Raw genomic sequence first — 22,197 nt, 5'->3', positions numbered from 1 at the left:
ACAGATTACCTAATGGGCTTTTTAGCGTTCCACTTATCCATTATTTTATTATATAAAATACGATCGTTATCTTTGCATGGCCTTGGCGATCCCGTTGGTAAGCCTACTTTACCCATAACACTCTTAAAATCAATTTTGTAGCACATACCTTTGTACATTTCCATCCGCTGACTACCATCTGCGCTTTGCCACAATACCGCGGATTTAAAATCACTAGAATGCTCAATTGGAACCGTTATTTGTTGGTGATTCTTGCTCTTTGGCAAAGTTGCTATCTGCGGGAAATCAAAGGATACAATAGCATTACTGGAAGTAGAAAGCTGAGTTATTGGTGCGTACGGATCAATTTTTTTAAATGACTGCTGCTGAGTTTTTGAATTAACCTTATTCTTTATAGGCTCAATAGTGGCTTTATTTACATTATGCTTTTTTCTATCAGTACTTATGGCAATGCTTTTACTTGTCTCAGTGGTATTCTCTGGTAAATTTAATTTTAATCGCTGAGCGTTCTCTAAGTCACGTTCTTTAAGCGGCTTAAGTGTTAACTCACTTGCATCAAACTCGGTATCATTTTCAGGGAATGAAGTATTCGGCTGTTTACTTTTTGTATGGCTAGGTAATGTTGTCATGTCCACCATTACATACGCTTTTATCACTTTGCCTGCGTATGGTTGTGCTATCTCAAGCGTTTGCCTTGAAACCAAATAAATAACAACAATATGCAAACCAATTGATATACCCCACGCTTTATAGTTACCTTTCAACACATCAACTTCCTGTAAACAGTTTACTTTATGAGTATAACTGTGCAGGTTTAGTTCATTTACAAAGATACATTGTCGGTCTAAAAATCATCAATACGTTGCTTTACTACAGTACTAAATACAAAAAGCCCCAGCTAATGCCGGGGCTTTTTTACAAAACTAACTTAATTAAAAATTAAGCTTGTTTTGGACTAGAAACAACGTCTACTAAAGTCCAAGATTTATTCTTAGAAATTGGTGCGCATTCACGGATAGTAACTACGTCACCCGCTTTTGCTGTGTTGTTTTCGTCATGTACGTGTAGCTTAGTTGTACGTTTAATGAATTTCCCATAGATTGGGTGCTTCACGTAACGTGCGATTGCGATAGTGAAAGATTTTTCCATCTTGTCGCTAACTACACGGCCTTGAAGAGTACGAATTTTATCGCTCATTATTGACCTGCCTTCTGGTTAATAATTGTTTTTACACGCGCGATATCGCGACGTACTGTTCTTAGCGTGTGTGTCTGAGCTAACTGACCAGTGCTTGCTTGCATGCGCAGGTTAAACTGCTCACGAAGAAGTCCTAGAAGTTCAGCATTAAGCTCTTCTACGCTTTTGTCTTTTAGTTCGCTTGCTTTCATCACATTACCGTCCGAGTTACGAAAGTTGTTTTGAATGGCAGTTTACGAGCTGCAAGGTCGAATGCTTCACGAGCAAGCTCTTCAGAAACACCTTCCATTTCGTAAAGTACTTTACCAGGCTGAATTTCAGCAACCCAATATTCAACAGAACCTTTACCTTTACCCATACGAACTTCAAGAGGTTTTTCTGTAATCGGTTTGTCAGGGAAGACACGGATCCAGATTTTACCTTGACGTTTCACGTGACGCGTCATAGCACGACGAGCTGCTTCGATTTGACGAGCAGTCATGCGGCCACGGCCAGTAGCTTTCAATCCGAAAGTACCGAAGCTTACTTTGTTACCGTTTTGCGCTAAACCGCGGTTGCGGCCTTTGTGCATTTTACGGAATTTTGTACGTTTTGGCTGTAACATTACTCGCTACCTCTACTTAGCACTTTTCTTGGCTTTCTTTGGCGCGCGTTTAGCTGGCTTCTCTTGCTCTTGTACTAGTGGTAAACCACCAATAACTTCGCCTTTGAAGATCCAAACTTTAACACCAATGATACCATAAGTGGTTAAGGCTTCAGAAGTTGCGTAGTCGATATCAGCACGAAGAGTATGTAGAGGTACACGACCTTCACGATACCATTCTGAACGTGCGATTTCTGCGCCGCCAAGACGACCGCTAACTTCAACTTTAATCCCTTTTGAACCGATGCGCATTGCATTTTGTACCGAACGCTTCATAGCGCGACGGAACATAACACGACGCTCTAGCTGAGAGGCAATGCCGTCTGCTACTAGTTGTGCATCAAGTTCTGGCTTACGTACTTCAGAGATATTAATCTGAGCAGGTACACCAGCGATTTTAGTTACTGCTTGACGTAATTTTTCTACGTCTTCGCCTTTTTTACCGATAACAACACCCGGACGAGCCGTGTGGATTGTTACGCGGATTGATTTTGCTGGACGCTCAATAACGATTTTAGACACAGAAGCCGTTTTTAATTCCTTTGTAAGGAATGCACGAACTTTGTGATCGCCAAAAAGCTGATCAGAGAAATCTTTAGAACTCGCGTACCAGGTAGAAACCCAAGGTTTAGATATACCTAGGCGAATACCAGTAGGATGAACTTTTTGTCCCATTACTTATACTCCTAGCTATCTGAAACCATAACAGTGATATGGCTTGTACGCTTAAGGATGCGGTCTGCGCGTCCTTTAGCACGAGGCATAATACGTTTCATTGTAGGACCATCGTCCACAAAGATCGTAGTTACACGAAGCTCATCAATGTCAGCACCTTCGTTATGCTCTGCGTTAGCAATAGCAGACTCAAGTACTTTCTTAACTAATACAGCCGCTTTTTTCGGGCTGTACGCCAGGATTTCTAGTGCGCGATCGACAGGTAACCCGCGGATCTGATCTGCAACTAGACGTGCTTTTTGCGCCGAACCAGAGGCGAATTTATGTTTAGCTAATGCTTGCATTTATCTTCCCCTCTTAACGTTTCTTCGCTTTCTTATCCGCAGCATGGCCACGGTAAGTGCGAGTTGGTGCAAATTCACCTAGTTTGTGACCGATCATTTCGTCAGAAACGAAAACTGGTACGTGCTGGCGACCATTATGGACAGCAATGGTCAATCCGATCATGTTAGGTATGATCATTGAACGACGGCTCCAAGTTTTAATTGGCTTTTTCTCACCGCTTTCCAAAGCTTTCTCTACCTTCTTCAGCAAGTGTAGGTCTATAAAAGGACCCTTCTTGAGAGAGCGTGGCATGGCTATTCCTCAATATTACTTAGTACGACGACGTACTATAAATTTATCCGTACGCTTGTTCTTACGCGTCTTCGCACCCTTAGTCGGCTTACCCCATGGAGACACAGGATGACGACCACCAGAAGTACGACCTTCACCACCACCGTGTGGGTGATCAACCGGGTTCATGGCAACACCACGAACTGTCGGACGAATACCACGCCAGCGGTTTGCACCTGCTTTACCAAGTGAACGAAGCATATGCTCAGCATTGCCAACTTCACCAAGTGTAGCACGACAATCAGCTTCAACTTTACGTACTTCGCCTGAACGAAGACGTAATGTTACATACTGACCATCACGTGCAAGAATTTGAACGTAAGCACCAGCAGAACGTGCGATTTGTGCACCTTTACCTGGTTTTAATTCTACGTTGTGAACAGTCGAACCTACAGGCATATTACGCATTGGTAGTGCATTACCAGCTTTGATTGGTGCATCAACACCAGACTGGATTGCATCACCAGCTTTTAAGCCTTTAGGTGCGATAATGTAACGACGCTCACCGTCTGCATATAATACAAGAGCGATGTTTGCGCTACGATTTGGATCGTATTCTAAACGTTCAACAGTAGCTGGAATGCCATCTTTAGTACGTTTAAAATCGATTAAACGGTAATGATGTTTATGACCACCACCGATATGACGAACCGTAATACGACCATTGTTATTACGACCACCTGATTTAGAGTTTTTCTCTAAAAGTGGTGCGTATGGCTTACCCTTATGTAAATCAGAGTTAACCACTTTAACTAGGTGACGACGACCCGCAGAAGTAGGCTTACACTTTTGAAGTGCCATAATTCTATCCCCTTATTACTCGGCGCCGCCGACAAAGTCTAGCTCGCTGCCTTCTTTAAGAGTAACGTAAGCTTTCTTCCAGTCGCTACGACGACCGAAACGCATGCCAGTACGTTTTGTTTTACCCTTAACGTTAAGTGTGCGAACACCCGTTACTTCTACTTCAAAAAGCTTCTCAACTGCTGCTTTAATTTCAGCTTTAGTTGCGTCATTTACTACTTTGAAAACAATCGTGTTGTTTTCTTCAGCAGCAATTGTGCTTTTTTCAGAGATGTGTGGAGCAAGGATCACTTTTAAAAGACGTTCTTCACGGATCATGCTAGCGCCTCCTCAAGTTGCTTAACAGCAGCGGCTGTAATAAGTACCTTGTCGAAAGCAATTAAGCTTACAGGATCGATACCAGCTACATCACGCGTGTCAACCTTATAAAGGTTACGTGCTGATAAGAAAAGATTTTCATCTACTTCTTCAGTCACGATAAGTACATCTTTAAGCTCAAGCTCTTTTAGCTTAGCTACTAGATCTTTAGTTTTTGGTGCTTCAAGACCAAAACTCTCAACAACGATTAAACGCTCTTGACGAACTAGTTCAGATAGGATGCTTTTGATCGCACCACGGTACATTTTACGGTTTACTTTTTGGCTGTGGTCTTGTGGTTTAGCTGCGAAGCTAACGCCACCTGAACGCCAAATTGGACTACGGATTGTACCAGCACGTGCACGGCCAGTACCTTTTTGAGCCCATGGTTTTTTACCACCACCGCTTACTTCAGAACGTGTCTTCTGAGCACGAGTACCTTGACGAGCACCTGCTGCGTAAGCAACAACTACTTGGTGTACTAATGCTTCGTTAAACTCACGTCCAAAAGTAGCTTCAGAAACTTCAAGAGCGCCAGAAGCGTCTTTGATTGCTAATTCCATCACTAAATCTCCAGGACTTATGCTTTAACAGCTGGTTTAACGATAACGTCACCGCCGATAGATCCAGGTACTGCACCTTTCACTAAAAGCAAGTTACGCTCAGCGTCAACGCGAACTAGTTCTAAGTTTTGAGTCGTTACACGCTCAGCACCCATATGACCGGCCATTTTCTTACCTTTAAACACCTTACCAGGTGATTGGTTTTGACCGATTGAACCAGGAGCACGGTGAGATAGAGAGTTACCATGTGTAGCGTCTTGCATGCTGAAATTCCAGCGCTTAACACCACCTTGGAAACCTTTACCTTTAGAAGTACCGGTTACGTCAACCTTGTTGATTTCGTTGAATAACTCAACAGTAAGCTCTGCGCCTACTTCAAAATCGCCTTCACCACCGTTAAGGCGGAATTCCCACAGACCGCGACCCGCTTCAACGCCAGCTTTAGCGAAGTGACCCGCTGAAGCTTTGTTTACACGACTTGCTTTTTTAGTGCCTGCGGTTACTTGAAGCGCGTTATAACCGTCTGTTGCGTCAGATTTGATCTGAGCAATGCGGTTAGGTGTCGCTTCAATAACTGTCACAGGGATAGATACACCATCTTCAGTGAAGATTCGTGTCATACCCACTTTACGACCGACTAGACCTAATGCCATTTTCCTAAAACCTCTCTAATCTTCCGATTAACCCAGGCTGATTTGAACATCAACACCAGCAGCAAGATCTAAACGCATAAGAGCGTCAACAGTCTTGTCAGTTGGTTCTACGATGTCTATCAGACGTTTATGGGTGCGGATTTCGTACTGATCACGCGCATCTTTGTTTACGTGCGGTGATGTAAGTACAGTAAAACGTTCAAAGCGTGTAGGTAGTGGGATTGGACCACGTACTTGTGCGCCAGTGCGTTTCGCAGTTTCCACGATTTCTGCCGTTGATTGGTCAATCAAACGGTGGTCAAAAGCTTTTAGGCGAATACGAATGCGTTGATTTGACATTCTTAACCTCAATATAAAGAGCATTTAAAAGAGCATAAAAAAACGACCGAAACAATCTTAATAATTAAGATGCCGGCTGTTTGATTATATCTACGTTGAGTTCCAAATCGGAACTCCTGTTTATTAGCTTGAAATCCAAGCTTAATTTATCCTTCCTAGTTCCCGGGGGAATTTTGAAAGCCTGCGTATTATAGAGGTATTGGTGATAAATGCAACAACTAATTCAAAACAATCTATGAGTGATTAATTCGTTTAAATAAGTGCCTGCTTCTATTATATGATTATACTGGAACTAAATTTTTCAATGCGGGTCAATAGCAGCATTAACTAATCTCATTTCGTAAAGAAGCGATTTTTTAGATAATATGATATCCTATCACGCTAATTTTGCTTTTTAACACCCTCAATATGGTGAGTCGATGCGTATTTTTAATTATTGTTTAAACGTTTTATCTGCTGGATTTAGTCGCTTATTTGTAAAAAGCAAAGTCCTCCCAGAAAACCCTATTAAACAGTACGATTTAAATCCTGATTACCCTACATTTTATATAGTGCGTTTAAATTCTCGTTTTGATCTTGCAGCGCTTGCTCATGCTTGTAAAAAACATGGGTTGCCCAGTCCAACTGAAGAGCAAATATTAGGTGATGAGCATTTAGATCGATTTATTGGTATTAAAAATCCACCACCTTTATTTGGTGATACAGCAAAACCGACTAACGCGCTGGCACAAGGCAAACAAATAATTGACCACCTTATAAATAGTGGCCAAAAAAATGTACAAGTGATACCGGCAACTATTTTATGGGGGCGCGACCCAGGTAAAGAAAAACCAGGATTACGTACTTTAATAACGCACTCGGTTACACCAAGCTGGTTTAGAAAATTTTTTGTGGTGTTATTTTCTGGTCGCGATAACTTTATTCGCTTTAGTCAACCTCTCGACTTATCACTTATTGTAAATGAAAAAGCCGATGTAAATGAGCTACCACAAAAATTACTACGTGTTGCCCGGGTTCACTTTAAGCGTCAAAAACTGGCAGCCACTGGCCCTAAAATGCCATCACGCGAGCAGCTCTTTAATTCACTATTGGCCTCTCCTACCATTAAAAAAGCCATTCAGGATGAAGCAAAGGCTAAAAATATTAGCCAAACCGAAGCACGTCAAAATGCGCTTAAGCTACTTGATGAAATAGCCGCAAACTATTCTGAAGCTATGATCCGCGTTGCTGATCGCTTTTTAACATGGCTTTGGAATAAGCTATACAACGGCATACACATAAAACACACAGAGCAATTGCATGAGCTAACAAATAAAGGACATGAAATTATTTACATGCCTTGTCATCGTAGCCACATGGACTACTTGCTTCTTACCTACTCTATTTACCATTTAGGTTTAGTGCCGCCACATATTGCCGCAGGCGTTAACCTTAACTTTTTCCCAGCAGGCGGTATATTCCGCCGCTCTGGTGCGTTTTTTATTCGCCGCTCATTTGCAGGTAATAAACTGTACTCTGCTATTTTTAAAGAATATTTGAGCCAGTTATTTATTAAAGGTTACTCTGTTAAGTTTTATACAGAAGGTGGACGTAGCCGAACTGGGCGTTTGTTACCTCCTAAAACAGGTATGCTTGCAATGACCTTTCAAGCAATGCTACGTGGTATTGATCGACCGGTATCGATAGTCCCTGTATATATTGGCTACGAACATGTGATGGAAATAAATACGTACCTTAAAGAGCTTGCTGGAAAAGATAAAAAAGGCGAGTCAATATTTGGTATTTTTAAAGCGATAAAAAACCTTAAAAACTATGGCCGTGGTTACCTTAATTTCGGCGATCCTATTTCGGTTAATCAATATTTAAACGATAACCAACCCGACTGGCGCGACGCGATTCACCCAACTGACGTACAAAAACCTCAGTGGTTAGGGCCGCAAGTCGCAGCTTTAGCAGACCAAGTTATGGTTAAAATTAATAATGCAGCTGCATTAAATGCTGTTAACTTATTAGCGATGGTATTGCTAGTAAACGACAAGCACGCATTAAGTAAACCAAAGCTATTAGCCCAGCTCGATTTTTACTTACGCTTGCAGCGTGATGCCAGTTATAGCGATAAAGTAACCACGCCAGACGAAACACCGGAGCAACTACTTACGCACGCTTTAAAACTTAATAAATTTGATGTGATAAGCGATGAGTTTGGCGAGATTATTGCCATTAGCGATAAAGAAAAAACACTTTTTAACTACTACCGAAATAATATTTTGCACCTATTTGCGGTACCTAGCTTACTGGCATTGCACTTATTCAAGCAGCACACAACAACGATTAAGCAATGCGAACAATTAGTACATTCGTTTTATCCGCTATTTGCCAAGGAGTGGTATTTACAGCCCCTTGATGAAAACTATATCACTCGTATTTTAGCGAACTTTGCTGACCAAAATTTAATTGAATTTGATGGTGACAATATACATATCACCAACACTAACGATTGTTTAGCAAAATTAGAAATGCTAGGGCGAGCACTCAGCTTTACCCTGCAACGTTATGCTATTGTTATTGGTTTTATACAAACGAGTGATGGAATAGAAAAAGCAGAGCTTGAACGTGAAAGCCAAGTATTAGCCCAGCGTTTAGGCACGTTACATGGCATTAAAACACCAGAGTTTTTTGATAAAAAGGTACTTGTTGGTTTTATCGATAACTTACGTGGTGAAGGGCTGGTTACAGAGGGCGATAATGGCTTGGTGGGCAGTACGCAATTATGCGAAACCTATTCACAACTTAAAACATTGCTACCTGCCCGCATATGGCAATCGATTAGCGACATTGTTCAAGACCAGTGTAACTAGTCACTATAAAAGATAGGGTTAGCGCTGACGCATAACCCCTTCTTGAATTGTTGAGGCAACCAAGTTGCCTTGGCGATCAAAAAACTGCCCTCTTACCAACCCTCTGCCTGAGCTCGCACTCGGGCTGTCTATGGTATATAAAATCCAGTCATCTAATCGAAACGAGCGATGAAACCACATTGCATGGTCAATCGTTGCAACCTGCATATTTGGCTGCATAAACGACACGCCATGGGGCTGTAATGCAGTTGGTAAAAACTCAAAATCAGATGCATAAGCCAATAGGTAATTATGAATACGCTGATCATCGGGCATATCCCCATTCGCTCTAAACCAAATATGTTTAACTGGTTCAATTGCTTCTGGTTTAAAGGGGTTATGAAATGTCACAGGGCGCATTTCAATAGGCATTTCGCGAATAAATTTATTACGGATCACCTCGGGTATATGCTCAGCATTTTCTTGATAAAACTCAAGTGACGAACGAAGCTCTTCCGGTTGCGGTACATCTGGCATCGTTGCCTGATGTGATAGTCCGTCTTCAACCGCTTGAAAAGATGCAGTCATATAAAAAATAGGCTTACCGTATTGAATAGCACTTACACGGCGGGTACTAAAGCTTTTGCCATCGCGAATAGTTTCAACATCGTACACTATAGGTTTAGCAGCATCCCCTGGGCGCAAAAAGTAAGAATGTAATGAGTGAACAATACGTCCAGCCGGTAGGGTTTCCTTTGCAGCTGAAAGCGCTTGCCCCATAACCTGACCACCAAAAACAGCTCTAAAACCCAAATCTTGGCTTTGCCCTCGGTATAACCCTTGCTCTATTTCTTCAAGTGTTAATAACGATAATAAATCATCTAAAACTTGGCTCATTATATGTTCCTCAATTCCCTAATAACTTAATGATACTATAGACTACAACTATGTAAATCTTTGTTAGGAATACAACTATGGCTTACTGGCTGTTTAAAACTGAACCCGATGCTTTTTCAATTGACGACCTAAAACACGCAACTAATCAAACAACAATGTGGGAAGGTGTAAGAAATTACCAAGCCCGAAACTTTTTGCGTGATGATGTTAAAGAAGGCGATTTAGTGATGATTTATCACTCGAGCTGTAAAAACGTAGGCGTCGCGGGTATAGCAAAGGTAACTAGTTCAGCCTATCCAGACCCTACTCAATTTGACCTAAATAGCGATTATTATGACCCTAAAGCCACTAGCGATGCCCCGCGCTGGGTAGTAGTTGACGTAACCTACCACCAACATTTAAATAAAATTGTGAGCTTAAAATCAATAAAAGCAAACAACAATATTACTGAGCTAGCACTAAAAAAAGCAGGAAGATTATCTGTTATGCCCGTAACAGAGCATGATTGGAATGAAATTATGAATATGGCTAAAGCGTAAAATTGTAACGCCGTACTTATTTTTTTACTGCTTTTTTCTTTTTGTGCCCGTGCTTGGGCACAATTGCAAAATACATAATAAGTCCTAACCACGAAAAAAAGATAATGCCAATAAGCCAACCGTTTTTTTCGTGGCCTTGAGTACGTTTACTGTTTAATACAATGACCACAGGTAAAATGTACGCACTTAAAATAACAATTAAAAATATAACTTCATTCATTATTTTTCCAAGCTTGACCAATCAACTTCGCCGCTTAATACACGCTCAACAGAAATATAGTGAAGAATATCCCCTTCATTCACTTTATAATCCAAAGGTGGATTTAAGTCCATATTTTGAGCACTCAAGTTATGTGCAACACCCAACAAAATAGCGTCGTGCTGCTTTTTAAAATGATGAAATAAAGTGCCAAACTCCATTTCCTTACAACCACTGGGGACTTTTAAGCTAAATTGTGTATCACCATGTAATGTAGAAAGCAGCTCTTCTTGTACTCGACTAGAACCGGGATCTTGCATAGAACGAACTAATATTTCAGCCGACTTTGCGCTGCTACATTCTATATTTTGACAATGTTCAAGTAACATATCGACTTTAGTTTCATCTAAAAAATGAGCACTAATATGGCACTCATCTTTTACTAAGCGGCTAATACGCAGCGCAGTAGTGAATGTTTGGTCGTCGTCTTGCCCATCAATAATTACTTTATCGGCATGCCTGATTGCTACACGCTCCAGCTCAGCTAAATCAGTAAAGCTAGAAAGACGCGCAAAATCAACCTGCTCATTTGCTAAAAACGGATGTTCCATTTGCTCTGTTACCGCGAGTAAAATACGACGTTCAGTGCGTTTTGTATCCGCCAAAATGTAATCAATCATTTTTTTAGTTCTGGTATCGTGCCAACCAAAAATAATGATGTGGTTATTACTGTGAGCAAAATCTTTATCACCAGTCATAGCGTGCCTAATTAAGTAAGTAACAGTTTGTCCTGCTTTTCCAAGCAAAACACCAAATAAAGCTAAACCAAACGGAATTTGTATTAAAGCAACCACCCACCGACCAAGCTCTGTTGTCGGGCTAAAATCACCATACCCTACTGTTGAGGTTGTCACTGTGTAATAGTAAAAAAAAGTGGTTATAGAGGTTAATGCCTGTTCATTAGCAACATACAGTAGCAACCAGGTTACGAGCATATGAGTTAAAATTGCAAAGGTCACTGCTTGCCAGCTCAATTGATCAATATGAGCGCGCACAAGTAACGCTAACCTTTTAAATATCACCGGCATAATACAAAATCTTTGTTATTAAATTATCTATAAACAGTACGTTACTGTATGCCTTAGTTTTAATCAACGTTTAAGGTATAGACAGTATAAAACTGTCCCCTGTAATACTAATTGTGATTTGCACATAACCACATTTCGTGATTAATTAATCTACAAACAAACACTAAACTGTATTTTTATGCTTAATAGAATAGCCACCCCATTTACAAAACTGGTTGAGCGTTACCTACCCGACCCATTTATATTTGTAATTTTGCTTACACTTATTACATTTTGCGCTGCCAGTATATTTACACCTTTCACCAGTATTAATGTACTGCAAGCATGGGGCAATGGATTTTGGAACCTATTAAGCTTTGCTATGCAAATGCTGCTTGTACTTATTACAGGCTACATGCTGGCAAGTACACCTCCCATTAGCAAAGTATTAGAGAAACTAGCAACCTTAGCCAATACCGCGCCTAAAGCAATTATATTGGTTACCTTGATTTCACTTTTAGCGAGCTGGCTAAACTGGGGATTTGGCCTTGTTATTGGTGCGTTGTTTGCCAAAGCTATTGCAAAACATACCCGTGTTGATTATCGATTATTAGTAGCTAGTGCCTATACTGGCTTTGTTGTATGGCATGGCGGTCTTGCAGGCTCAATCCCGCTAACCATTGCAACACCAGGACACTTTTCACAGGCAAGTATGGGTATTGTTAGTACAGATCAAACCTTATTTGCAGGCTTTAATATTGCCATTCTGATTGGTTTATTTATTATCGTCCCATTAGTAAACCGCTACATGTTACCCAGTGAAAACGACAGTATTTATATTGATCCAAACCTATTGAACACCAGTACACCTGCAGCAAGTAATGTAACGCGTCCTGCACAACATTTAGAGCAAAGCAAACTACTAGGTATGGGCATTGGCTTAATAGGGCTTGCCTACTTAGGCTATTACTTTTTTATCTCTGGTGGTGGCTTAAACCTCAATAGTGTAATTGCCCTGTTTTTATTTTTAGCTATTACGCTACATCAAACTCCTCAAAATGTGCTTAATAGCTTACAACAAGCAATTCCAAGTGGTGCGGGTATTGTTATTCAGTTTCCGTTTTATGCTGGCATTATGGCGGTCATGGTCGATACAGGGTTAGCACAACAAATATCACAAGGCTTTATTGCCATTGCAGATGCCGATAGCTTGCCATTTTACAGCTTTATAAGTGCAGGACTCGTTAATATGTTTGTGCCCTCAGGTGGCGGCCAATGGGCAGTACAAGCACCTATTGTTATACCCGCAGCGCAAGAGCTGGGCGCCGATATATCGCGCGTTGCTATGGCTGTGGCATGGGGCGATGCGTGGACCAATTTAATTCAACCTTTTTGGGCACTACCCGTATTGGCTATAGCGGGCCTAAAAGCAAAAGATATTATGGGTTTTTGTGTAGTGCAGCTATTTGTAACAGGGGTGTTTATTGCGTTGATGCTAAGTTTTTATCCGTAGTATTTTGGTAATAAATACGTGCGATTTTATATCGCGCTTGCTAGCTGCAAACCAAAAGAACTAAGCAAGAAAATAAAGTTAACTGGTAAGTCATTTAATACCACCAAATAATTTCACCTAGTGCTAATAAATTACAGATCATGTGAGCGATAATGCAATACCACAAGTTACCCGATAGATGACGAAGTAGTCCCACCAAGCAAGAAAATACAAACAGAGAAATAAAAATTTCAACTTGATCATACTGCCCATGTATCAATGTAAACACGATACTTGGGATAATAATTGCGCCACTCGCTCCCAAGGCTGTTTTTTTCAGCCTATAGAATGCCACTCCTCGAAAAACTACTTCCTCATATATAGGCCCAATAAACCCTACTGCTAAAAGCAGCATAATTTTATCTAAAAGCGAGTTTGTTTGTGCTTCAACTTCTAACATAAAGTCTGGTACGGCGATTTCCATAAAACCAAAAAGCCATTGTTCCAGTAAAACGTAAGCCGCTGTTAATAGCACTGTAATGATTAAAGGAAACAGAGCCATTTTTTTTATTGCTAAGCGCCCAATAACGTCACCTTTATTTTGCGCATCAAGAGTAGACTTTAAAAATAGCAGCGTAAGTACAGCAGTGAGGAAGGTAGATATAAAAACTAAGCCAGGATTCGAATCTAGTTGCTCTAAATGTGTAAGGTCATTTAAAAATAATGCCCCACCACCCGATAAAAAAACAATCAAGAATGAGACCATTGGGAGCGCCAGTGAAAAAAGGCCAACCAATAAAGCGTGAACAATAAATATTCCCCTGTGCTTTGATTTACTTTTTGTTTTATCGCATCATCCATAATTTTATCAGCTCACGGTTTATTGTTATTTTTTATTCCCAAGGATATTACCCTATCAATTACCCCATTAAGAAACAAACAAAAACTAATATTTTGCTATCGCCACATAAGCTAAAATAAATACAGTTAGTTTTATTTAGAGTGGTTGGGGAAGGGTTATTACCCCCTGCTAAACGCCCACTTTGCTGAGCAGCAGCTTTCTTTCTAAACAACAAATGCTCACAAATTTTAAAAAGCAACGTACAAAAAAAAGCATGGTGAGCAAGCTTTGAGCTACCATGCTTTTTTTATTGTTAGCTCGATAAAATCGTCATCGGTAAACTAAGTATTGGATTGTCAGAGTCTGCAAAATGCATCATCACTGCCACATGGCCTGCAACGACCAGTGCATACATAACCGCTGAAAAGCCTTGGCCGTATTTATCTAGTGGTATTAAATGGGAGTAATGTCGACCGCGCCATTCAAATACGATTTCCAATGCGCCCACAAACAAAAAGAACACCAGTAACATCAAGCCAAATGTATAACTAAGCCATAAGCCAAAAAACACACCCAGCAAGCATACACTTAGTCCAATCCATGAGCGCATAGAAAAGCTGATACTCTTTAATACATGCCCACCATCTAGCGGTAAAATAGGCAGTAAGTTAAATAAGTTAAGTAGTGCGCTTAATACCGCAACACCGGCAAAAATTTCCATCTCTGTGGCATAATAAAGCACCACGCCTAACACTGAGGTAAACAAACCAAATGCAGGGCCCATGAGCGAGATCACCACATCTTGCCAGCGGGTTGTTATTTTATCGTCACTGACAGCTAACCCACCTACAAATGGGATTAAGTAAATACCTTTAGTTTTTATACCAAAGTACTTCATTGCTCTTACATGCCCATACTCATGCACTACTAAACACGCTATAAGCATCAGCGCAAATTCAATGCTAAATAGCCAGGCATACCCAGCAACTGATGCACCTGCCAGCGCAGCCTTTACTACTTTTGCACTTTTAAATAATTTAAAGCCAAGCGCCGCGAGCCCTAAAACCCCTCTTTTAGGTTCGCCATTAACTGGGGCTGGTAAAGCGAGCTGAGTAGCAAATTGCTCGTCTACAAATAACGAAATACTTTGCTCAGCAGTTGTGCTGGTATCTATACCTATTAATTTATCTTGAAAGTTAAATTGATAGTAATGTTCTCGAGGAGTATCAAACGCAATAGCTTGCTGGTTATGAAATACTTGTACTATTTGCTGACCAGAAACCATTAATGAAAATGGCTGGTCAGCCAAGGTGAGATCTATTCTTATCATAATTAAAGCCATTTAAAATAATCGCGCTAGTATACCGTTTGGCTAAAAAAACACGAGGGCAGGCGTTAACTATTGTTTTAAGTTTAAGTACCTAACAATAGCTAACGCTGCAAGTAAAGGGCTATTTTTCTTCTTTAGGGTGTTCATCTTCTGCACTAACAATATGCGCACTGCTGGCTAAACGTTTACGCCAGCGCTGTTTTGCTACTGCACGCATATTGGTTGATTGGTCGCGCTCGTCGACTATTTCTAAGCCCATTAGTGCTTCAATCATATCCTCAAGCGTTACAATGCCACGCACTTCTCCGTATTCATCCACGACTAAACATATGTGCGTACGCTGCGTTAGTAATGTTTGCAATAATGACGATACGTTTTGAGATGTGGGTACTGTATAAATTGGTTTGATCAGCTTACTAATTTTATAATCGGTCCCTAACCGATGATAGGCCAACATAATATCGTTTTTATGCACAAATCCGACAATGTCGTCAGCATCTTTATCAAAGATTAATACGCGGGAAAACGATGACGAACCATGCTCATTTAAGTATTGGTTTACTGTTAAGTCTTTATGTACTTTAAATATAACCGTGCGCGGCGTCATTAAGTCAGACAATTTTGCGTGTCTAAAATGTAAAAGATTACGAATAATTTCAGACTCATCTTCGTGCAAAGCACCCGACTCAGTGCCAATATCTGCCATGGCTTCTATTTCTTGGCGAATATAATAAGCCTCGTCGTGTTTTGGCCCCATTAGGTTTGTTAACTTTTGCGCACACCATACAAAGGGCTTTAGCGAAATCACCAAAAACCGTAAAGAGTAGGTAACACTTGGCGTTAAGGCACGCCAATAATTAGCACCCAGTGTTTTTGGAATAATTTCAGAAAGAACTAATACCAGTAAAGTCATTATTGCTGAGGCAATTCCTACTGCAGCATCAGAAAAAACCATAGCAGCTTGCGCCCCCACACCCGCCGCACCTGCGGTATGTGCAATGGTATTTAAGGTTAAAATAGCTGCTAATGGCTGATCTATATTATTTTTTAGTTTTTCAAGTTGCTTAGCAAGCTCAGGTTGCTCTTTTCTGAGTGATGCAACATAGCTTGGCGAAATACTTAATAGCACCGCCTCCATCACAGAGCACAAAAACGAAATAACAATGGCCACAACCATATAAACAATCAGTAAAGTCACTTTCTCTCCTTTATATTGGATGGATGAGCATGTTAACAATACATGCTATATTTGACCAAACATCCAATAATAACAGGCACAATAATGAAATTTAATGCACCTTGGTGTTATCGCAACAAGCGACTTAAACGAGCCTTAGGCTTATTAGCGTTTAGCAGTTTAAGCTTTGCAACAATTGCTGAACCATTGGACAAATCAAAGATTCAATTTATCGGCCCTATTGCCGAAGATATGCAATTAAAACCTTTTCAAACGCCTCATGGCTCAGCCATTATCAACAACCTTTTGCCACAATTACAAGCAAACTCAGATAGTTTTTCTATTTTCGGTAAAAAACAAAGCTGGCAACCATTCAATAAAGTAAGCGCACTCACCCTTGGCGGACTTCAAGCACTGAAGTTTAATATAGAAACAACGCGTTTTACACAAGGCACTCTGACTTTAAAGGGGATTGAAGAGGGGCAATTATTTATTAATAGTGAGCCTCAAAAAGGTGATAAAAACAGTTATAAGCTTGCCTTAACTAACTCCACTCACAGCGTTATTATTTTGGCGCAACAAGTCGCAAACTGGAATGATGTGGTTATCGATTTCATCCCTAAAAGTGACACTGATACAATTTCGCTAAATACATCAAACATAAAGCGCTTATCGGCAAAGCAATTATTTGATGCACCGACCCTAAGTAATATATCTCTAGCGCCCAACGCTGAGCAATACATAACCACTAAACGCACTTACGACGATAAGAATCAAAATAAAGCCAACTTGGTTACCGAGTTAAAAAATACAGACAACTTGACTGTATATCGATTTGAAGATGGACAACCAAGTAACATTATTTGGAGCCCAGATAATCAGTACTTAGTGTATTTGTTAAATGGTGAGCTAAAACAGCTTAATCGTAAAAACTTAGCCATTAAAACACTGGCAAGCGACTTAGCCGGCGCGAGTGGCTTCACCTTTTTTAACGACACTAGCATCGTATTTAGCTGGTCTAAATCACCAGAAAACAGTCACAACTTAACTAAGCATTACAAAGGCCTTCAAGATCGTTGGTCGTATGCGCGCACCACCAGCCAACTTTATATGCTTGATACTAAAAGTGGCTTAACAAAAACGCTTAGCCAAGGCCCGCTTTCTCATAGCTTTGAAGATTTAAATAGTACGCGTGGAAAAGTATTAATGAGCCGTTCGGTTATGGCTATGCAAGCGTCTACACACCCTGAGACAGAGCTCGTTGAGCTGGATATAAAATCAAACAAACTTTTATCACTTGGTAAATTTAAAACATTTAACCAAGCAAAATACGCAAACAAAGACGTGTATGTAGTTGCAGGTCCCGACTTTAAAAATGGCGCTGGCAGAGCGCTGCCAAAGTCAATGCTTGCCAATAACTACGACGGACAGCTTTACTTGTTAACTAATAATGGTAAAAACGTCACTGCGCTTAGTAAACAATTCGACCCATCGATTGGTCAGTTAAGCGTATTAGAAAACGGCGATGCGGTACTTAAAGTGACCGAAAAAGACACCCAACCACTGTATTTATTTGACCTAAGTAAGCAGCGCTTCAAAAAGTTAAATACCAGTGTAGATATTGTAGAAAAATTTAGCGTTTCATACGGGCGTAATTCACAAGTATTAATCACTGGAACAAGTGCTTTAGCGCCACAACAACTAAAACGCCTTAATATTAGTAAAAACAAAACCGATCTTATTTGGGATTCAAAACTAATTGCTTATGCCAATACAACAATCCCCACCCTTGAAGAATTTAACTTTACTAATAAAAGTGGTGTTGAAATAACCGGGCGTGTTTATGTGCCAAGTAACCTAGATAAAACTAAAAAGTACCCTGCTCTTGTTTATTATTACGGTGGCACATCACCTGTTACTCGTGGCTTTACCGGCCGTTACCCATTTAATTTATGGGCTGAAAACGGCTATGTGGTTTATGTAGTACAACCTACCGGCGCAACGGGCTTTGGACAAAAATTCTCAGCGCAACATGTAAATGCGTGGGGTGATTACACCGCCGACGATATTATTGAAGGGACACAGGCATTTTTAAGAAAATACGACTATGTAGATAATACCAAAGTTGGTAATTTAGGGGCCTCTTATGGTGGCTTTATGACTATGTTATTGGCTACAAAAACCGATTTATTTAGCGCTTCTATTTCCCATGCTGGTATTTCAAACTTAACCTCTTATTGGGGCGAAGGATGGTGGGGCTACTTATATTCTGGTGAGGCATCTAAAAACAGCTTCCCATGGAATAACGCTGAGCTTTATAGCCAGCATAGTCCGGTATTTCATGCTGATAAAGTAACCTCTCCACTGTTACTTATTCATGGTGATAGCGATACTAACGTACCGGTAGGCGAGAGTTTAACAATGTACACTGCACTTAAACTACTAAATAAAGACGTAGAGCTTATTGAGTATAAAGGCGCAGACCATCAAATTTTTGCTCGCGATAAACGCTTTAACTGGTGGAATACTATGCTGGCTTATTTTGATAAAAAACTAAAAGATGAGCCACAGTGGTGGGATTCAATGTACGAAGGTAAATAATTTAATCCGGTATTTTATAACGCTATGAAAAGCGCCCTCAAATATAAGGGCGCTTTTTAATTTTTTATAATTATTTTAATATTTTTGAAATATTAAGTTACTTAAAACTAGCATGTAACCCCTTCTCAGCATTTACCTAATGGTGCTACCATACAGAGCTACAAACATTTAAAATAAAGTACTATGGCTATTAATGTTTTATTGGTTGAAGACGACGAAATACTCGTTAAACGCATTCAAAATCACTTTGCAGAAACCGAATTTACAATAGAAGTAGACTCAACTGGCGCTGATGCACTAAGCATCGTAAAGCAGCGGTCAAACCTGCGCGATGCTTTTACACTTGCCATTATAGATATTGTTTTGCCTAAAATTGATGGGCTACAGCTTGCCAAAGAGCTCAATACCCTAACAGACATTGGTGTTATTGTGCTATCTAGCCGTGATTCCCAAGCAGATCGCATAGCAGGCCTTGCCCAAGGTGCAGACGATTATATTTGTAAACCTGTCGATTTACTTGAGCTTGAACTACGCATGCGTGCTTTATATAAACGCGTTGCCGTTAATATAGATAGCGACGAAAGTGAAGAGTTTATTGAATACGCCGACTTTAAATTACACCCCGATAATCGCACCCTAATTACCTCATCTGGTGTTGAATCACGTTTAACTGAAGCTGAGCACAAAGTACTTATTTGTTTAATAAGTAATGCAGGTAAAGCCACTTCACGTGAAAAAATATCTGAAGAAATAGGACAGCCCGATTGGAGCCCTAACGATCGTACAGTCGATGTTCTTATTGGTCGACTGCGTAAAAAGCTAAACGATGAAAAAGATCAAAAGCGTATTGTCACAGTGCGTGGCAAAGGCTACATGCTCTCTATATAGTTGTTAAAAAGCGGTTTAAGCTATTTATACTCAACTTTGGTTACTTGGTGAGTTGAGCAATTAAGCGTTCAAAGGCTCTGTAATTTAATGCCTCTTTTAAGTCGTCTAAGCTAATTTTTTCATTCCCTTTTAAATCACTAATCGTACGCGCTACTTTAATGACCCTATGGTAAGAGCGCGGCGATAAAGACAGCTTTTCACTGGCCTTCGCCAAAAACTGCAGCTCTGCTGAAGCAAGCTCACAGTGAATACTCATTTCTTTATTATTAAGCCGCGCATTTACTTTGCCTTGGCGTTTTAACTGTATGTAATAAGCTGCTTCTACCCGCGCACGCACCTGTGCACTGGTTTCTTCTCGTTTAGTGCTTTGCAGTTCTACGCTTGTTAACCGTGGTAGTTCTATTTGCAAATCAATACGGTCAACAAATGGGCCTGATACACGAGATAAATAACGTATAACTTGATCGGGTGTTGCTCGTTTATCGGTGTGGCTTCCCGTAGGACTTGGGTTTAACGCTGTAATGAGCTGAAACTGCGCAGGGAACTCCATTTGCCGCGCCGCACGCGAAATAGTTACCGTACCGGTTTCCATTGGCTCACGCAGGGAGTCGAGCACTTTGCGCTCAAACTCTGGAAGTTCATCTAAAAATAATACCCCATTATGCGCTAGCGAAATTTCACCCGGCTTAGGATTTGATGAGCCTCCCACTAATGCAACCGCCGAGCAGGTATGATGAGGATTACGAAAAGGGCGTTGCCGCCAGTTTGTTAAATCGATTGAATGACCAATAATTGAATAAAGTGCGGCAGTTGAAAGCGCTTCATCATCAGACATAGCCGGCATTATTGTGGCCATTCGTTGAGCAAGCATTGATTTACCGGTTCCCGGTGGACCTAAAAATAGCAGGTTGTGCCCACCTGCAGCGGCTATTTCTAATACACGTTTAGCGCCAGGCTGGCCTTTTACATCGCTCAAATCAAGTAAAAAGTCAGGTGCCTGCGTGCAATCTGGGTATTCTATATTTAACGGCAACGGCTGCTGGTTTAGTAAATCCCCCCATACCTCTTGGATTGAGCTTACCGCTTTACGTTTTACACCATTTACAAGACTTGCCAAGCTATCATTAGCTATGGGTAAAAAGCAGCAGCGGTTTTGTTCCTTAGCAGCAAGCACAGAAGGTAAAATAGCATTTACTCCACGTACCTCACCGTTGAGTGCAAGTTCACCGTAAAACTCATATTTATGAATATCAGGGCACACTATTTGCCCTGATGCCACTAAAATACCTACGGCAATAGCAAGGTCAAACCGACCACCATCTTTGGGTAAGTCGGCGGGCGCTAAATTAACAGTAATGCGTTGATCAGGGAAACCAAATTGAGAGTTTTCAAGTGCACTGCGCACCCTGTCTTTTGACTCTTTTACTGAGGCCTCAGGAAGGCCCACAATATGAAATGCAGGTAGACCCGTTCCTAAATGAACCTCAACAATAACCTCAGGGGCATTAATACCCACCTGTGCACGAGAATATATACGAGCTAATGACATTCCTTATCCTAATCAGTCCTATGATTAGATAAGTTTAGTCAGGATATTTAAAAACGTGTAATGTGATTTTCCACTTTATTGCTGAAAAACGCAGGAGTAATGTCATCAACATCGCCAATACCATCGCCAGCTCGGTCACAAATGAAAAATACACACTGAGCGTATATACAATACCACCCGCAATACAGGTAATAGCATATAGCTCGCCTTTTAATAACATAGGAATTTCTCGGGCAAGAACATCGCGTATTAAGCCTCCAAAGCAGGCGGTTATTACCCCCATAATAATTGCTGTCATTTCTGGCATACCTGCAAGCAATGCTTTTTGCGTGCCCATTACAGCAAAAAACGCCAAACCGAATGCATCTGCTATTTGCAATGTGTAGTACGGAATTGATTTTTGCTTATTAATAAGCCGAGACGTAATAAGCACTGCGGCTAAAATAGCGAAAAAATAACTCTGGTCATGCAACCAAAATACCGGCACATCTAAAATAACATCACGCACCGTTCCCCCACCAATAGCGGTCACTGTTGCTAATACTACAACCCCAAAGCCATCCATTTTTTTCTCGTAGGCCACTAATGTGCCTGAAATAGCAAACACGGCGATACCGATTAAATCAAACCAGTGGTAAAGTTCTGTCATGTAAAAGTGCGCTTAAAAATATTTCAGCCGTTTTAACATACCCAGCACGGGGTGTTAAGTAATAAAAAACTTAAAATGATTAGTATAAGTAAATGGGGTAAATGTAATCACAGCTTTGTTATTAGGAATCACTGAATTTCTGGCATAAAAAATACGCTTTAGGCGTGTTGCTTTACTATAACTTTTTATTTCAGTGGTTGCGGGAGCCGGATTTGAACCGACGACCTT

General features: G+C 40.6%; 25 protein-coding genes. 5 read left to right on the top strand and 20 right to left on the bottom strand.

Annotation, left to right across the window (positions count from 1 at the left end):
* Positions 1-5: 5 nt before the first annotated feature.
* The 12 genes from ATS71_RS17295 to rpsJ form a co-directional block, all read right to left on the bottom strand.
* On the bottom strand, positions 6-767 hold the full coding sequence (locus ATS71_RS17295) for a hypothetical protein (RefSeq protein ID WP_235591523.1): 762 nt from the start codon (positions 765-767) through the stop codon (positions 6-8).
* A gap of 172 nt (positions 768-939) precedes the next feature.
* The gene (gene rpsQ / locus ATS71_RS17290) at positions 940-1,197 is read right to left on the bottom strand and encodes a 30S ribosomal protein S17 (RefSeq protein WP_006791355.1); all 258 of its coding nucleotides are present in this window, start codon (positions 1,195-1,197) and stop codon (positions 940-942) included.
* The gene (rpmC, locus tag ATS71_RS17285; RefSeq protein WP_004588692.1) at positions 1,197-1,388 is read right to left on the bottom strand and encodes a 50S ribosomal protein L29; all 192 of its coding nucleotides are present in this window, start codon (positions 1,386-1,388) and stop codon (positions 1,197-1,199) included. The genes rpsQ and rpmC overlap by 1 nt, the downstream gene beginning before the upstream one ends.
* Positions 1,388-1,801 (bottom strand): 50S ribosomal protein L16, encoded by a 414-nt coding sequence (gene rplP / locus ATS71_RS17280; protein WP_002957890.1) that lies wholly within the window; start codon positions 1,799-1,801, stop codon positions 1,388-1,390. The genes rpmC and rplP overlap by 1 nt, the downstream gene beginning before the upstream one ends.
* A 12-nt stretch (positions 1,802-1,813) precedes the next feature.
* Entirely contained in the window at positions 1,814-2,515 is a 702-nt protein-coding gene (gene rpsC, locus ATS71_RS17275; RefSeq protein ID WP_006791356.1) for a 30S ribosomal protein S3, read from the bottom strand.
* A gap of 11 nt (positions 2,516-2,526) precedes the next feature.
* Entirely contained in the window at positions 2,527-2,859 is a 333-nt protein-coding gene (rplV, locus tag ATS71_RS17270; protein ID WP_006791357.1) for a 50S ribosomal protein L22, read from the bottom strand.
* A gap of 13 nt (positions 2,860-2,872) precedes the next feature.
* Positions 2,873-3,151, bottom strand: a complete 279-nt coding sequence (gene rpsS, locus ATS71_RS17265; protein ID WP_004588689.1) for a 30S ribosomal protein S19 — start codon at positions 3,149-3,151, stop codon at positions 2,873-2,875.
* Positions 3,152-3,166: 15 nt separating this feature from the next.
* Positions 3,167-3,991, bottom strand: a complete 825-nt coding sequence (gene rplB / locus ATS71_RS17260; protein ID WP_006791358.1) for a 50S ribosomal protein L2 — start codon at positions 3,989-3,991, stop codon at positions 3,167-3,169.
* A 15-nt stretch (positions 3,992-4,006) separates the two neighbouring features.
* Complete coding sequence (gene rplW / locus ATS71_RS17255) at positions 4,007-4,309, bottom strand: 50S ribosomal protein L23 (protein WP_006791359.1); 303 nt, start codon at positions 4,307-4,309, stop codon at positions 4,007-4,009.
* Entirely contained in the window at positions 4,306-4,911 is a 606-nt protein-coding gene (gene rplD, locus ATS71_RS17250; RefSeq protein ID WP_006791360.1) for a 50S ribosomal protein L4, read from the bottom strand. Before rplD ends, rplW begins: the two co-directional genes overlap by 4 nt.
* A 17-nt stretch (positions 4,912-4,928) precedes the next feature.
* Complete coding sequence (rplC, locus tag ATS71_RS17245; RefSeq protein ID WP_006791361.1) at positions 4,929-5,564, bottom strand: 50S ribosomal protein L3; 636 nt, start codon at positions 5,562-5,564, stop codon at positions 4,929-4,931.
* Positions 5,565-5,591: 27 nt separating this feature from the next.
* On the bottom strand, positions 5,592-5,903 hold the full coding sequence (rpsJ, locus tag ATS71_RS17240; RefSeq protein ID WP_002957900.1) for a 30S ribosomal protein S10: 312 nt from the start codon (positions 5,901-5,903) through the stop codon (positions 5,592-5,594).
* 419 nt (positions 5,904-6,322) lie between these two features.
* Between rpsJ and plsB the strand changes: the two genes are divergently transcribed.
* Entirely contained in the window at positions 6,323-8,761 is a 2,439-nt protein-coding gene (plsB, locus tag ATS71_RS17235) for a glycerol-3-phosphate 1-O-acyltransferase PlsB (protein WP_058405913.1), read from the top strand.
* Between the two features lie 18 nt (positions 8,762-8,779).
* Here the strand turns inward: plsB and tesB are convergent, their stop codons facing one another.
* A complete protein-coding gene (tesB, locus tag ATS71_RS17230) occupies positions 8,780-9,637 on the bottom strand; it encodes an acyl-CoA thioesterase II (protein ID WP_006791363.1) in 858 nt (285 codons plus the stop codon).
* 77 nt (positions 9,638-9,714) lie between these two features.
* Here tesB and ATS71_RS17225 point away from each other — a divergent pair, with 77 nt between their 5' ends.
* Complete coding sequence (locus ATS71_RS17225; RefSeq protein WP_058405912.1) at positions 9,715-10,176, top strand: EVE domain-containing protein; 462 nt, start codon at positions 9,715-9,717, stop codon at positions 10,174-10,176.
* A gap of 16 nt (positions 10,177-10,192) precedes the next feature.
* On the opposite strand, the gene ATS71_RS17220 is transcribed toward ATS71_RS17225, so the two are convergent.
* Positions 10,193-10,396 (bottom strand): PLDc N-terminal domain-containing protein, encoded by a 204-nt coding sequence (locus ATS71_RS17220; protein WP_006791365.1) that lies wholly within the window; start codon positions 10,394-10,396, stop codon positions 10,193-10,195.
* Positions 10,396-11,463, bottom strand: a complete 1,068-nt coding sequence (locus ATS71_RS17215) for a potassium channel family protein (RefSeq protein WP_058405911.1) — start codon at positions 11,461-11,463, stop codon at positions 10,396-10,398. Before ATS71_RS17215 ends, ATS71_RS17220 begins: the two co-directional genes overlap by 1 nt.
* Positions 11,464-11,641: 178 nt before the next feature.
* Here ATS71_RS17215 and ATS71_RS17210 point away from each other — a divergent pair, with 178 nt between their 5' ends.
* Entirely contained in the window at positions 11,642-12,955 is a 1,314-nt protein-coding gene (locus tag ATS71_RS17210) for a short-chain fatty acid transporter (protein WP_058405910.1), read from the top strand.
* A 94-nt stretch (positions 12,956-13,049) separates the two neighbouring features.
* On the opposite strand, the gene ATS71_RS17205 is transcribed toward ATS71_RS17210, so the two are convergent.
* The 3 genes from ATS71_RS17205 to ATS71_RS17195 all read right to left on the bottom strand — a co-directional run bounded on the left by ATS71_RS17205 (position 13,050) and on the right by ATS71_RS17195 (position 16,303).
* Entirely contained in the window at positions 13,050-13,688 is a 639-nt protein-coding gene (locus tag ATS71_RS17205; protein ID WP_235591522.1) for a CPBP family intramembrane glutamic endopeptidase, read from the bottom strand.
* A gap of 400 nt (positions 13,689-14,088) precedes the next feature.
* Entirely contained in the window at positions 14,089-15,105 is a 1,017-nt protein-coding gene (locus ATS71_RS17200) for a metalloprotease (RefSeq protein ID WP_058405909.1), read from the bottom strand.
* A 121-nt stretch (positions 15,106-15,226) separates the two neighbouring features.
* Positions 15,227-16,303 carry a hemolysin family protein gene (locus ATS71_RS17195; RefSeq protein WP_058405908.1) on the bottom strand — a complete coding sequence of 359 codons (1,077 nt, stop codon included), beginning with the start codon at positions 16,301-16,303 and terminating at the stop codon, positions 15,227-15,229.
* A gap of 84 nt (positions 16,304-16,387) precedes the next feature.
* Here ATS71_RS17195 and ATS71_RS17190 point away from each other — a divergent pair, with 84 nt between their 5' ends.
* Positions 16,388-18,883: an alpha/beta hydrolase family protein gene (locus tag ATS71_RS17190; protein WP_058405907.1), complete on the top strand. Its 2,496-nt coding sequence runs from the start codon at positions 16,388-16,390 to the stop codon at positions 18,881-18,883.
* 183 nt (positions 18,884-19,066) lie between these two features.
* On the top strand, positions 19,067-19,771 hold the full coding sequence (locus tag ATS71_RS17185; protein ID WP_058405906.1) for a response regulator transcription factor: 705 nt from the start codon (positions 19,067-19,069) through the stop codon (positions 19,769-19,771).
* A 40-nt stretch (positions 19,772-19,811) separates the two neighbouring features.
* Here the strand turns inward: ATS71_RS17185 and ATS71_RS17180 are convergent, their stop codons facing one another.
* Positions 19,812-21,320 carry a YifB family Mg chelatase-like AAA ATPase gene (locus tag ATS71_RS17180; RefSeq protein ID WP_058405905.1) on the bottom strand — a complete coding sequence of 503 codons (1,509 nt, stop codon included), beginning with the start codon at positions 21,318-21,320 and terminating at the stop codon, positions 19,812-19,814.
* A 34-nt stretch (positions 21,321-21,354) separates the two neighbouring features.
* Entirely contained in the window at positions 21,355-21,969 is a 615-nt protein-coding gene (locus tag ATS71_RS17175) for a trimeric intracellular cation channel family protein (RefSeq protein WP_058405904.1), read from the bottom strand.
* Positions 21,970-22,197 lie beyond the last annotated feature (228 nt).

Origin of the sequence: Pseudoalteromonas sp. H71, from assembly GCF_001468485.1 — a bacterium.
Taxonomy (GTDB): Bacteria; Pseudomonadota; Gammaproteobacteria; order Enterobacterales; family Alteromonadaceae; genus Pseudoalteromonas.
Note: the sequence above shows the minus strand (reverse complement) of the source record. Positions and strands in the feature narration are given on the sequence as shown.